This is a genomic window from Pirellulales bacterium (assembly GCA_036490175.1).
In the GTDB taxonomy this organism is placed as follows: domain Bacteria; phylum Planctomycetota; class Planctomycetia; order Pirellulales; family JACPPG01; genus JACPPG01.
This window is the reverse complement of sequence record DASXEJ010000132.1, coordinates 16,785-30,724: the sequence shown is the minus strand read 5'-3', so window position 1 is coordinate 30,724 and position 13,940 is coordinate 16,785. Positions and strand designations below refer to the sequence as shown.

General features: G+C 61.7%; 9 protein-coding genes. 3 read left to right on the top strand and 6 right to left on the bottom strand.

The genetic code is table 11. The annotated features are described in order from the left end of the window. Positions 1 to 790, top strand: a 790-nt coding sequence (locus VGG64_10125) for a PQQ-binding-like beta-propeller repeat protein (GenBank protein HEY1599949.1), incomplete at its 5' end; no start/stop codon positions are given. A 62-nt stretch (positions 791 to 852) separates the two neighbouring features. Here VGG64_10125 and VGG64_10120 read toward each other — a convergent pair. Then, complete coding sequence (locus VGG64_10120; GenBank protein ID HEY1599948.1) at positions 853 to 3,852, bottom strand: DUF1553 domain-containing protein; 3,000 nt, start codon at positions 3,850 to 3,852, stop codon at positions 853 to 855. A gap of 279 nt (positions 3,853 to 4,131) precedes the next feature. Between VGG64_10120 and VGG64_10115 the strand changes: the two genes are divergently transcribed. After that, positions 4,132 to 5,430, top strand: a complete 1,299-nt coding sequence (locus VGG64_10115; protein ID HEY1599947.1) for a hypothetical protein — start codon at positions 4,132 to 4,134, stop codon at positions 5,428 to 5,430. Positions 5,431 to 5,506: 76 nt separating this feature from the next. On the opposite strand, the gene VGG64_10110 is transcribed toward VGG64_10115, so the two are convergent. Continuing rightward, on the bottom strand, positions 5,507 to 6,295 hold the full coding sequence (locus VGG64_10110) for a TIGR01457 family HAD-type hydrolase (protein HEY1599946.1): 789 nt from the start codon (positions 6,293 to 6,295) through the stop codon (positions 5,507 to 5,509). A 744-nt stretch (positions 6,296 to 7,039) separates the two neighbouring features. On the opposite strand from VGG64_10110, the gene VGG64_10105 reads away from it, so the two are divergent. Beyond that, positions 7,040 to 8,551, top strand: coding sequence for a S8 family serine peptidase (locus VGG64_10105; protein HEY1599945.1), 1,512 nt, complete (start codon positions 7,040 to 7,042; stop codon positions 8,549 to 8,551). On the opposite strand, the gene VGG64_10100 is transcribed toward VGG64_10105, so the two are convergent. From VGG64_10100 to VGG64_10085, 4 genes are all read right to left on the bottom strand, one after another. Continuing rightward, on the bottom strand, positions 8,548 to 9,750 hold the full coding sequence (locus VGG64_10100; protein HEY1599944.1) for a tetratricopeptide repeat protein: 1,203 nt from the start codon (positions 9,748 to 9,750) through the stop codon (positions 8,548 to 8,550). The genes VGG64_10105 and VGG64_10100 overlap by 4 nt on opposite strands. A gap of 316 nt (positions 9,751 to 10,066) precedes the next feature. Then, positions 10,067 to 10,888, bottom strand: coding sequence for a sugar phosphate isomerase/epimerase family protein (locus VGG64_10095; protein ID HEY1599943.1), 822 nt, complete (start codon positions 10,886 to 10,888; stop codon positions 10,067 to 10,069). Then, positions 10,885 to 12,489 carry a glycine--tRNA ligase gene (locus tag VGG64_10090; protein ID HEY1599942.1) on the bottom strand — a complete coding sequence of 535 codons (1,605 nt, stop codon included), beginning with the start codon at positions 12,487 to 12,489 and terminating at the stop codon, positions 10,885 to 10,887. Before VGG64_10090 ends, VGG64_10095 begins: the two co-directional genes overlap by 4 nt. A 305-nt stretch (positions 12,490 to 12,794) precedes the next feature. Continuing rightward, the gene (locus tag VGG64_10085) at positions 12,795 to 13,913 is read right to left on the bottom strand and encodes a serine hydrolase domain-containing protein (GenBank protein ID HEY1599941.1); all 1,119 of its coding nucleotides are present in this window, start codon (positions 13,911 to 13,913) and stop codon (positions 12,795 to 12,797) included. Positions 13,914 to 13,940: the final 27 nt, after the last annotated feature.

The following is a 13,940-nucleotide window of genomic DNA, read 5'->3' as shown; positions in this document are numbered from 1 at the left end:
CGAGGACAAGGTGATAATCAATGGCGACCACGACGGCGATGCCTACCTGGTGGCCCTCGATCGTGCCACCGGCAAGTCGCTTTGGAAGACGCCGCGCGAGAACAAGACGCGCAGCTACGTCACGCCCATCGTGCGCGAAATCGAGGGCGCCCCGCACCTGATCCTTTCAGGCAGCAAGTCGGTGGCCAGTTTCGACCCGCGCACCGGCGCGCGATGGTGGATCATCGACGGCCCAACGGAGCAGTTCGTCGCCTCGCTGGTCTATAACGGGCGTCTGCTATTCATGACCGCTGGGTTTCCGGATCATCACATCCTGGCCATTCGCCCTGACGGCCACGGCAACGTGACCGATACCCATATCGCCTGGCGAACGACCGAGAATACGTCGTACGTCCCGTCGCCTATCGTGGTGGGAGATTATTTTCTTATCGTGGCCGATAACGGCATCGCCAGCTGCTACCAGGCCGATACCGGTGTGCGGTTGTGGAAAGAGCGCCTCGGTCGGCGGTACAGCGCGTCGCTCGTTACTGTCGGCGGACTGGTGTACTTTACCAGCGATGACGGCTTGACCACGGTCGTGCGGCCGGGCCCGAAATTCGAGGCCGTGGCGGAGAACGATCTGGCCGAGCCCTGCTTTGCCTCTCTGGCGGTCCATCGCGGCCAGCTTCTGCAGCGCGCCGAAAAGCATCTGTATTGCATTGGCACGGGCAATGAGAATGCCAATGCCGAGAAGGCCGCATCCCTGAAGACCAAACCCGAGCAGACTGCCGGCCCGTCCGCGGTACGGTAAGGTCGCACCGGCCGGTGGCGCTGTCCGGCGGACGACGCTGGGCTGTGGAGCTGGCGGCGTTTTCAATCGACGAAGACAAACTCATTCGCATTGAAGATCAGCCGGCACGTGTTGGCCAAGCCATGTTCGGCCGTGTAAGCGAGCAGCAGTTGCATTTCGTCAGCACGGGGCGCACGTGCGAGCGCCAGACGATAGGCGGCGCGAATCTGGCCTGTCGGCGTGTGAGCCGCCTCCTGCACTCGTGCGGCAAAATGCTCGGCCTGTCGCACGAACAGCGCGTTGTTGAGCATGGCTAGCGCCTGCAGCGAGGTCAGCGTTGTGTTCCGCCGTGGAGTTAGTAGCGACGGATCGGCGCAATCTAGGCAGTCCATCAACGGATCCGGCACACTGCGGACGATGAACCGATAGACGCTGCGGCGACATGCGGCGGGATCGTCGACGTCGAAACCCGCGTAATCGTAGGTCGGCGAATGATCGTCTTTGAAGGCAAATTGCCGCACCGCGGGTCCACCCACGGTCAGGTCGAGCTTGCCGCTCACGGACAGCGCCGCATCGCGAACAGCCTCGGCATCGAGCCGGCGCCGATTTTGCCGCCAGAGAAAGCGATTTGCTCCGTCAAGCCGGGCATTATCCGCATCTTCCGCCGACGCCTGTCGGTAGACGCTGCTGGTGACGACTAGCTTGTGCAGCTTCTTTAGCGATTCCCCTTGTTCGAGGAATTCGACCGTCAACCAATCTAAAAGTTGCGGATGTGACGGCTGCGAACCCATGCGTCCGAAGTCGTTGGGCGTGTCGACCAGGCCAGCGCCAAAGTGATACTGCCAGACGCGGTTCACGATCGAGCGCCGGGCCAGCACGTTCGCCGGATCGACAATCCAGTGTGCCAGCGCTGCGCGGCGGCTCCCTTCGTCCTGCACGTTGGGTAGCACGAAATCACGAGCCAGGCCATGCACGCAACCGAGCGCGCCAGGCTCTATAAGCTCGGCAGGGCTTTTGACGTCTCCGCGCCGCAACAGGTGGATCGGCCGCGGCTCGATCGATTTCAGCGCGTAGACGAGCGGGTCTTTCTCGAGCGCCGCCAATTGCTCGTCGAGCTCCGCGAGCCGAGCACGGACCGCGGCAAGTTCCTCTCGGACGCTGGCCGGTATCAACTCGTCGGCCCGCTGCGCCCGTTCGGTGCGCAAATTGGCGAGCTCATGTTGCCTGGCCTCTCGCTGCCGCAACACTTGCGCCACGGCAGGCAACGCCAGATCGGGCAGCCCATGCCGGCTGCTGAAACCGTCGACCAGATTCTGTTTACCCCAGCGTCCCCCTTCGATTGAATCGAGCGCCGCGACCGCCGCACCGGCCGCTACGTTGCGCGCGCCCGATTCGATCTGCATCTCGGCCAGCGCGAAGACGAAATCCCCCGAGCGCGGCCACAGCTTGTCGGCCGTCACGCGCACGTAGCGGGCCGAAAGCCGCGGCAGATTGACCGAGTAGGATTGATCGCCCGGGTTCGCGAAATCTTGCTGCGACTCGTGGACGACCACGTTCTGCTGAACAAACGTCGGGTCGTCCGAAATGGCGATGCGAAATCGCAGCGGAAAGCCAAAGCCGGGCGTATCAGCAAAATCGGTCGGACGCGCCGGCAGCAGACGGATTACCTCGATCGGCAGCGAAGCACCCAAATCGACCTGCACCCATTTCGCCACTGCGGCAGTCGCCGAGATCTCGCTGTGATAGCCGTTCGTGGGGCTGGCTGGCGAATCGTCAGTGCGGCCCAGTGGGTCGGCCGTGGCGGCCAACTCGCTGAGGACTGTTGTGATCCGCTGGTCGAGTCGGGCAACTTCGGGGCCGGTCAGCGCCGCGATCCGCTCTTCCAACTTGGTCTGATCGTGCGCGGCTTCGTCTCTTGCCCGAAGCGTCAGCTCGCGCTCGCGCGATGATTCGGCGTCTCGATACGGACGATCGCCTCGGTCGACCCCGGCAAACACTGCCTGCAATCGATAATAATCGTCCTGGGGGATCGGATCGAACTTGTGATCGTGGCACCGTGCGCAATGGACCGTCAGGCTCACAAAAGTCGACATCGTGGCCATCAACATGTCGTCGCGATCGTTCGAGCGGGCGATCGCCTTGTCGACCGTCCCTTCGCGCAGCTCCATATGTCCGACAAAATCCCACGGACCGGCGGCCACAAAGCCGGTGGCAATCGTTGCTTGCGGATCGTCCGGGTACAGCACATCTCCGGCCAATTGCTCCAGCACGAAGCGCGAATAAGGCTTGTCGCTGTTCAGGGCGCGGATCACGTAGTCGCGATAGGGCCACGCGTTGGGACGCGGCTTGTCTTTGTCATAGCCGTGCGATTCGCCATAATGAACAATGTCGAGCCAATAGCGACCCCACCGCTCGCCGTAACGCTCAGACGCCAGCAAGCGATCAACCAGTTGTTCGTAGGCATCCACGCCATCGTCGGCGACAAAGGCATCTACGTCGTCTGGCAGCGGAGGCAGGCCATGTAGATCGAACGTCAGGCGGCGTATCAATGTCCGCCGGTCGGCTTCCGGCGCGTGATGCAATCCGAGCTCGTCGTGCTTGGCGAGCACGAACGCGTCGATTGGCGTGCGAACCCACGCGGTATCAACTTTGGGCACAGCGGGACGAACCAGAGGCCCCAGCGACCACCAAGGACCAGACTTGGACTTGTCGACGAGCGTCATCTCCGCAGGCCAGCGCGCGCCGTCGTTAATCCATGCGCGGATCGCTGCCACTTCATCGGCTCGCAGCGGCGCACCGCTCTTGGGCATCTCGGGCTTGTCCCCCGAAATATAGCCCAGCAGCATCCCTTCGTCGGGCTGGCCAGGCACAATCGCCGGGCCACTATCACCGCCCGCTAGCGCCGTCTGACGCGACGTGAGCGAAAATCCTCCCTTGGGCTCGTGTGCGCCATGGCAAGAGACGCACCGCTGCTCGAAAATCGTGGCCACGGTGTCACGAAACGATCGGCCGCCGTCATCGGCCGTGGCGCAAGCCATCAGCAGCAGTGGCGCCAGACCGCCGAGAATGCTGCCAAAGCGCATTAGGAACACCCCAGGGAGGGAAAGGTCAGGCCACGTTCGCGCGCCAAAAGCGGCGATCCAAGCTGTCGTGTCAGAATAACACGCCCCCAAGGCTGGCGGCAACAAACTAACCCGGTTGACGAGCACGCGGCAATCGCTGGCGTTTTCTCTCCCAGCCGACGATGATAAACGGGCTACATCACTCGCTGAACGGAAAAAAAGACCCGGCCGGTCTCGCCACACGCTGGTCGGCGGGCGGTGGTCGTTCCGACTTAAGAGGCTTTGGATTGCGGTGAAGTCATGCAAGAGGGCAATCAACCCGAGCCGTATGTGCGGATCGTCTGCCCGACCTGCAACGCTCGCTTGCACCCACGCCGCGAGCTGATCGGCAAGCGCGTTCGCTGCCCTGACTGCGGCGTCGCGGTGCGTGTTGTCGAGCAAGCGCAGCAAGCCGTTCCGGTGGCGCGCGACGGCGGCGCGGCCGGCGAGTATCAACTCAGCGGGACGGATCAACCCGGCGAGCAGCCAAAGACCGTACTGGCTGTTTGCGGTGTATGCGGGGCCCGGCTGTTTCCCAAGGTCGAACTGGTTGGCAAACGTGTTCGCTGCCCCGATTGCTTTAAGCCTGTGCTGGTGCCCAAGCCAGCGAAGGAGCACACGGCGAAGGTGGCGCGTCCCGTGGGCGAGTACCGTTTGGACGCCGAGCCGGCGCCGAATCCGCTGGCGGCCATACTCCCTGTCACGCCGGTCGAAAAGCCGCCGCTGCACGATCCAGAGCCGCCGCCCGCGCCTCCGCCGCGATGGTGGTTTTTGTCGGGCATTTTTTCCTTCCCGTGGTATCCCGGCACGATCAGCCGTTGGATGATGCTGACGATCATGTCGTTGTTCTCCAATGGCATCACGACCTATGGGCTAAGCCTGGCGGCGGAGATGGCTTCATCCAGCGGGGTCATTTCCGGCTACGGAGTCGGCATCAAAGTGGCCAGCACGATCGCACTCGGCGCCATCATTTGGCTGGTGATGATGGCCTATATGTCGGGCTGCGTGGTGGCCGTCATTCGCGACACGGCTGCTGGCAATGACGAGGTAGGCGATTGGAGCGACGCCGAGATCTACGAAGGAATCTGGCGGATCGTGTATGTCGTGTTCCCGCTGGTGGCCGCCGGTGCCGTGGGTTACGGCGTCTACTTGGGCGCGCAGGCTGCGTTGCCTGTTGAACTGGCGACGGCGCAAACATGGGCCACGGTCGCCGCGATCGCCACGACCACGATCCTGTACCCCATGATGCTCGTCTCGGCTTTGGAGCAGGAGGCGTTTTGGATCGTCGTCAGCGGGATGGCATTGCGATTGATCTTGGGGTTCTGGTGGGGCTGGCTCTTAGTGAATGTCGAGGCCGGCCTGATCACCGGCGCGTGGTGGTGGCTGTCAGTATTAGGATACGAGTGGTCGGCCTGGTTGACCGTCATTCTCGGCGCACCAGCCTTCGCGGCCGTGATCCTGATCGATGCGCGGCTGCTGGGGCGATTTTTGTACAAAGCCCACGACGTTGTCGAAGACGCCCGTATGGCCCATGACGACGACGAGAGCGTTGTAGACTAAGCCGCGCGAGCAACGTCCGTTGACCGTCGCTTTCGCGCACGGCAAAAGCCTGTCGCAAGTTGCCCGCGATCGTGGGCTATGCAGCCATCTCAGGCGACGGAAAATCCGCGTTGCACAACTCGGCAATCGACTCGAGGATAATGTCGGGCCGATACGCGTAATGCCGCAAGTCTTCGCGCCGCGTGCCGCCCGACAGGACCAGCACCGTGCGATAGCCAAGTTGCACGCCCCCCAGGATATCGGTTTCCATGGTGTCGCCGATCATCGTGATTTCTTCGGCACGCAAGCCGAGTTCCTTTCGCGCGGCCCGCATCATCACCGGACTGGGTTTGCCGACGCTGAATGCCTTGACCCCTGTGGCCGCTTCGAGCATGGCCACGATTGCTCCGCAGCCGGGGCGCAATCCATGCTGCGTGGGGCAATTGGGGTCGAGATTCGTGGCCACCAGCTTGGCGCCGGCGACGATCATTTGCACGGCCGCCTCGACGGTTTCCATGGTCATGGTGCGACCTTCGCCCACCACCACGTAATCAGGATCATGATCCACGATCGAGTAGCCGTTGGCGTGCAGAGCATTGAGCAGCCCCCCTTCGCCAATGACGTAGGCCGTGCCACCTGGCTTCTGCTGCGCGAGAAAGCGGGCCGTCGCCATCGCGCAGGTGAAGATGTGCTTCTCTTCAGCCTCCACGCCCATCCGCCGCAGCTTGGTGGCTACGTCGCGCCGCGTGCGCTGGCTGTTATTTGTCAGAAAGAAAAAAGGAATTTGTTGGACGATTAGTTGGTTCACGAACTGATCGGCTCCCGCCACCAGTTCGCGTCCTCGATAAATCACGCCATCCATATCGATCAGAAATCCACGCGACATCGTTGTTCCTTCCTCTATTTGGTTATCCGCGCGGGGCGCCTTTGCGCCCGCGGTCGTTAGTGAAATCCATCAAAAGCCAACAGCATGCCACACGAATGTGTGATGCGTATCAGCAACGCGTGAGATTTACCTCACGCACTGCGAGAGGCATTCTGCGTACATCGACGGGCCCATTTCCACACCGTGACCGCGAACGCAGATTCTTATGCCATCGGACCGGCTGCGACTGATTGCAAATCGCGCGCCGCGCAAGATATCGACACCACGAATCGGTCCGCGATCGCGTCATACCCCGCATGGCGCCAGGGTTTGACGCGCGCTAGCTTAGGCGCCAGGGAAAAACGCCCAGAACAGTCCGCTTTTTACGGTGTGCACGTGTTTTAGGCACGGCTGCGAGACCGCCGCTCTGTCGTGCGCGATCCGCACCGATCGATCGGCCGAGCAGGCCACGACGTTCCTAACGCGGCACCGCGCCAAATGCGAGGTACTGGGGCAAAACCGTGTCGGCCAGGGCAATTCCCACAGATTCGTTGCAGCAGCCGGAGAGTCTGACTACTATGGGGAATACGCATGGAAAAGCCAGGTTTTTCCTTGGCAGCGAATGCGTGCGGCTCGGCGAATCGCCGAGGACTGGGGCCGGGCCAAATCGCTTCTTTCTCGACAGTATTCCCCAGCGCAACGCTCTGCATGCTTGTCACACCCTGCCTCGCTCTTGCCCGACCCCTCGCGAGCGTGCGCCTGATATTGCGTAACTTATTCGCGCTAGCGATCGTTGCCGCAGCGGCAACCGTTGTGCAAAGCGCCGAGCCTGCCGTGGCCTTCGATGGCGGCGACCTCAGCGCGGCTCTGTTGGGCCCTGGCACGGGCGTGATCGTGGGGATCGTGGATAGCGGAGTCAACAGCTCACACCCCTTGCTCGCAGGGACCGACTCGCTGGGACGTCCTCGCCTGGTGGCCCAGGCCAATTTTGTTCCCACAGAGCCGTCGAATACGGGCGCCGACGTTTATGGTCACGGCACCGCGGTCGCAGGCCTGATCCTGGGCAATGGTGATGTCGACGGTCAAAACTACGACGGCATGGCGCCGGACGCGCGTTATGTCAATGCGCGCGTCCTGGACAGCACCAACGGTTTCGACAGTACGAACCAGATCGTGAATGGTTTGCAATTCGCCCTGGCCAACGGCTCGAATGTCATCAACTTATCGCTGGCTACGTTCTCGACAGAGTCGGACGGCCTCTCGCAGCTCGACCTGCTGGTGGACTATATCGCCGATACCCGCAATGTGTTGGTCACGGTTGCCGACGGCAACAACGGCACCGGTCAGCCAGCGCACAGCCCCGGCGCAGCAGCCAACGCGCTGACCCTGGGGGCACTGACTAGCGATTACTCAAGCGTGGCGCCATTTTCTGATACCGGCCCCACGTCCGACGGCCGCATGAAGCCCGACATGGTGGCACCTGGCACTTCGATCGTCACGGCCAACGTCAACTATCAATCCGGTTCGCTCTTGTCGACCTGGTCGGGCACTAGCTTCGCCGCGCCGCAGGCCGCCGGACTCGCGGCGCAAATGATCGACTATGGCCAGAATCACGGGCTAAGCATCGACACACGCGTGTTGCGGGCGGTGATGATGAACGCCTCCGACACAGTGCTTGGCGTCAACGGTACCCCTTGGTCGAATTCGCCACAAATGCCCCTCGACGTGCAGCAGGGGACCGGCCGGCTGGACGCGGTCAATGCGGCCCATCAGTACATGGCCGGACAATTCAATCCCGGCACTGTCCCGGATCTGGGCTGGTCGCTACACACGATTCACGGTTCCAGCACGGCCACCACAACCACCGAACAGTTTTCCTTCGCCTCGGCGCCAGCCGTGGGGACGTATATCGATGCGACATTGATTTGGAATCAGCACGTCACAATATTCAACCCTGGCCTGCCCGGGGTCATTACGCCGTCAACCTTCCTCACGGCGAATCCCCACGACGAGCTGGATTTGTATCTCTATCGCGACGGCGTGCAGGTCGCCTCGAGCATCAGCTCGGTCGACACGTTACAGTACATACACTTCTTCGTTTCGCAGGCCGGGGATTACCAATTGCGGATCGCGCAGCCGGTGGACGTGGATTCTGGAGAGACATACTCCCTGGCCTGGAGCGCGGTGGCTGTGCCGGAACCCACGGCACTGGTCCTCATCCTATTGGGGACGCTGCTGCTGCCGTCGCTGAGTAACCGCCGGCGGCGCCGCGATTAGAGATCGCGCGCGTCCTTCGCGGCCCCTTCGGCAGGCGTAAAGCGGCGTGGCAATGCAGTTCCCTCGGGCACCCAGGATTTTGGCGCAACTGTTGCCGGTACGGCTGGCAGCTTGCTAAAGGGGGCAACGGGCGCCCCTGATGCCGGCCCTGCTGCGACGCGCTGCGCGACGGGAACGGCGTTGCGCGGGTCGTCGTTGGCACGTCGTACGGCATCGGCCGGCGCGGGTGCGGCATTTTCAGGCGCCAGTCTTTGCAAGAAGCCGCCCAGGTGCGCATCGTTGCCGCCGGCCAACTCGCGCGAGCGCACAAACAACGGTCGGGCCTGCTCTGGCTGCCCGTCGAAGTAGAGCATCAGCCCCAGCAGGAACATCACGTCGGAACTCGGCGCGCGGGCGGCCTCTTGCGCCAGCGCTTCGATATGCGCAGCCTTCGCCAAGCCGTTATCGGCGTACAAAGTATCGAGGCGAAAGCCGGAACCGACCCAGTTCGGGTCGAGCACCAGCCCGCGTTTGAAACTTCGCGCCGCGGCATCATAGCGCCCCAACGCCACCTGGGCGAATCCCTGCCGCAGGATGCCATCCCCCATGTCGGGCGCCGCCTGCACGGCCAGCTTGTAGCGCTGATATGCTTCCGAGTATGCCTGCTTGGCGAAATACCCGTCCCCCAGCACGATGAATCGTTGTGAGCGCGCACGCGCGTCGGCATTGGTAGCGCGCGGCTTTTTGTCCCCCTTTGGTACTGCCGCATTCGGTGCCAACATGCCGAAGCCGGCAGCTGCTTTGGGCACCGGCGCCGGGGCAGCCGGCGCCGCGGGGGGCGGCAGGCTATCCGCGCCGATGAAACGCTGCACGGCTTGTGGGCCGAACATATTCCCGGGCAGCACCCAAAGTGGAGCATAGATTCCGCCGTACAGCATTGGGCGATAGTACGGAACCCAAGGAGGTGGCAAGACGCCGTACGCGGGGACGTAAGGGGAATAAGGGAATGTGCCCTGGGCAAAGTAACCCGGTGAGAAATTTCCGTAGGATGCACCGTAGTAATGACTGCGACCAATCCCGGGCATCATCGACGTGTAGTGCGACGAACTCGGATTGTGAACTTCTATTTGACGGAAGCCCGGCTGCTGCGCTGCGGCGGGAATGGCAGAGAGAGCGGCCGCCAGGACGGCGCAGAACCGTCCCCAGCATCGGCGTGACATACTGTCCCCCTTCGTCGAGCGCGTGCGGACGAAACGATCCTGCCCCGCGCTGGCGAATGGAAAGCCCACTCCGTCAGCGCTGCGTGCGCGGCAACTACTTCATCCGTTAGCTCGCAATAACCTGAGCCGCTCCTTTTGCGCTCTTGAATTATCTCGCCCATTGTGAATTTGGACAAGCGTTTCTTGACGAGATTGACGTAATCACTCGGCAGGCTTGCAGTGCTGTTATCTTGGCGCGTAGCGCCGATTTCTTAGCGAACGCAAACGCGCCGCCGACTGTTGTTCCCAGGCAAATAGCCGGGCGGCATAGTGCCCGTTAGCCCATGCTTGCCTGGCCGAGCAGTTTCCGCAGCGCGGTCATGGCGACTTCCGCAACCTGCCGCGGTGGGATTTGCCAGATCTGCGGATTCATCAATTCGACCGACACGCATCCCGTGTAGCCGATCTGTCGCAACCGCTGGATAACCGGCTGCAGGTTCAGGTCGCCGTCGCCGGGCAGAATCCGGTCTGCATCCGCGGCGAACTCGCGGGCCACGCCCGCGGTATCGCTCAACTGCACGTGGAACAAGTTCTCGCGCGAGAGGTAGCCGAGATCCTCTTCTTTGCTCGGTCCCATGTAATAGTGAAACACGTCGAAGCACAGCCCCACGTGCGGCGACGCTACCTCGGCCACCAGAGCCGCAGCCGTTTGCAAGTTATTGGCAAAAGTCGCGTGCGACTGGAACTCGACGGCCAGGCGGACCCCCTCGCGTCCGGCCTGCTCGCCGGCTTGCCGTAGCGAAAGCTGGGCCCGGTCCAGGTCCTGCTGAGCAAGCGGTCCCAGGATGTCGCCAGCCACGACCAACGTGCCGATGCCCAATTGTCGACACAAAGTGAGCCGCCGACCGAAGTGTTCCCAGTGCAGGCGGCGGGCCTCGCCCTGGCTTGTCAACAATCCACCCTGGAAGCTGGCCACCGGTGCGGTGACCTCGTTTTCTTGCAACAATCGCTGGACATCTTCGACCGTATGCGACGCCAGATATGTTTCGAGCTTGCCGAGCCACAGCTCGACCGTATCGCAGGCCGCGGCGGCGTAATCCTCAATATCGAGTTCAAACGCCGCGTTGAGCGTTGTTACCTGGCTAAGGCTGGGCTTCATCCCTGTAGCGCCTTCGCCAGTTCATCCCCGCAGCCGTCGGCCTTGACGCGCCACTGCTTCAAACTATCGCGATCGCGGAACGTTACTGTACCGTCGGTTAGCGTCTGTCCGTCGACGGTGATGCAAACAGGCGTGCCGACCTCGTCCTGACGCGCATAACGCCGACCGACCGCTCCCTTTTCGTCGTAATAAACGTTGAAGCGCCCTTTTAGCTCGCGGTAAATCTTTTGGGCGGCCTCGGGCATGCCATCTTTCTTCACCAGCGGGAACACCGCCGCTTTGATCGGAGCCAGCCGCGGGTGCAACCGCAGGAACACGCGCTCGCGCGGGTTGCCATGCTCGTCCGGCACCTTGTCCTCTTGATATGCCTCGCACAGGAAGGCCAGCGTGGCGCGATCGGCGCCTGCCGAGGGCTCGATCACGTGCGGGATGAAACGCTCGCGGGTAATGTCGTCGTAGTAAGACAAGTCCTTGCCGCTGCCGCGATGGCGCGGCTTCCCCTCGGCATCCTTCTCGACCACCAGCGAGTCGCCTTCGCGCACCAGCTTGCCTTCCATGTGGCTACGCAGGTCGAAATCTCCGCGGTGGGCAATCCCTTCCAACTCGCCAAACTCTCCCGGCGGCAAAAACGGAAAGGCGTATTCGATGTCGGCGGTGCCGCAGGAATAATGGCTCAACTCATCCTTGTGATGGTCGCGCAGAATGAGCCGCTCGCCGGCCAGACCCAGGTCGGTATACCAGCGGTACCGGCGGTCGCGCCAGTATTTGTACCAGTCGGGCGATTGGCTGGGATGGCAGAAGAATTCGATCTCCATCTGCTCGAACTCGCGCGAGCGGAAGGTGAAGTTGCGGGGCGTGATCTCGTTGCGGAAGCTCTTGCCCACCTGCGCGATGCCGAAGGGCACATTGACGCGGCTGCTGTCCACGACGTTTTTGAAGTTGACGAAGATACCCTGCGCCGTTTCGGGCCGCAGAAAGGCCGCCCCTTCTTCGCCGCTGAGCGCGCCGACGTACGTCTTGAACATCAGATTGAATTCGCGCGGCGCGGTGAGGGTGCCGATCGCCTTGGCGTCGGGCCCTAGTACATCGGCAAAGTCGGCCACGGTCGTCAGGCTTACCAAGGGACCTTCCCAGGCCAGCCGTTCGGCATCTTTCGCCCTCAGGCCAAAGAACTTCAGCCCTCGCTGTTCGGATTCGGCCAGCCCCTCTTCACCGCCGGACTGCGTGGCGACAAAGGCCCGCTTCCCTTGATAAGAGACCCAGCGGCCGCGTACCTGGTCGTGGCGGTAGCGTTTTTTCGACTCGCGGCAATCCACCATGAAATCGTGGAACAAGTCGTAGTGGCCCGAGCACTTCCAGATCTGTGGGTGCATGATGATGGTCGAGTCGAGACCGACCATCTGGAACGCGCTGGGGGCGCCGGCGGGCGTGGCGATATCGTCGTGGCCGGTGATCATGTCGCGCCACCAGGCCTCCTTGATATTGCGCTTCAGCTCGGTTCCCAGGGGCCCGTAGTCCCAGAAGCCGTTGAGGCCGCCGTAGATTTCGCTCGACTGAAAAAGAAAGCCTCGCCGTTTGCAGAGCGAAACCAGTTTGTCCATGTCCATCGTGCTGCTGGGTCCTTCATCCCTCGACCGTGGCCGGAGAGGTTAGGTTGAGTGGGGGCATCCGAAGCGGCTCAGTGTACCGCCGAGGCATACCGCTGGTCTACCGCAGGAAGCACCGCCGACGGCGCCAGGGTCAGCCGACGGTAGGTGGCTGAACGCGTTGGTTTCAGCGGCCGTCTACGCACGTGCCAGCGAACATGAAAACAACCTTGGTTTAGTGCCAAGCTCGCCAGGCGGGTGTGGAGATTCGGCGCGCGAAATCGCGCAATTGGAGCACGGCTATGGCTCTGCAGAGATTGCTAGTCCCTCGCCGGCGCGAGCTCACGCACGTACATGCCGGCGACGGTTTGGCCGATTTTGAAAAAACCCTTGGACGAATCCGCAGACAAATTCGCCAGCATTACTACTGTGAGCTTATCGTCCCGGTAGCGGGCAATATGAGCAACAAACCCTTGCCAGGCTCCTGAGTGCATGACAACCTTGTGTCCGTTGATCTCTTCGCAAAACCATCCGAAGCCGTAGTTGCCTGGGTTTGGCTTGCCGTCGTTCAGAGTCGCGACCGTCCACATTTGCTCGAGCGTTTCCGTTTTGAGTAGCCGTTTGTCGCTTAATGCGGCATCCCATTTCGCCATGTCGAGCAGGTTCGTGTAGAGACTGCCGTCGGCGGTTGAATTCATCGTGGGCGAAACCCATTTCTGATTCTTGAGTTCTCCATCGACCAGGCGATACCCCGCAGCGCGGTGCGGCACGATATCGTCTTCGCTGATAATGCGCGTCGCTGTCATGCCCAAAGGCCGGAAGATCTGGTCGCGCAGAAAATCGCCGTAGAACTGGCCTGTGACTTTGCCTATCAAGATCCCCAGTGCAACGTATCCTGGATTGCTGTAATGCCACCCTTCGCCTGGCGCGCTGTGCAGCGGAATCTGAAAGATCGCGTTCAGCAGCTCGTCCTCCGTGCAATCCTTGCGCATATCGAAGGACGCAGAGAAATCCCCAACGCCGGCGGTATGCGAAAGTAAGTGCCGAATCGTGATGGCATGCCAATTGTCCGGTGCCGCGGTCAAGTACTTGTTGACGGGATCGTCGACCGCCAACTTGCCACGTTCGACCAGCATCATCACAGCTGTTGCTGTGAACTGCTTGCCGACCGAACCTAGTTGAAATATCGATTCCGCAGTGACCGGCGCTTGAAGCTCGACATTGGCTAATCCATAGCCTTGGGCCTTGATCGTTCGACCGTCTTTAACGACCAATAACGCCAGTCCTGGGATTCGCAATTGCGCGCGTTGTGCTTCAACGTATTCATCGACTTCGTCCCCCCGGGCGGAATTAAATGCTAATCGGCCGCCTTCGTAGCCGGGCGACAGCGCGATCAAGATCCCAGCCAAGTTAATCGCTTTCCGGAGGGACGATGGCACGATCATGCTCCTCATTTCGATTTCATG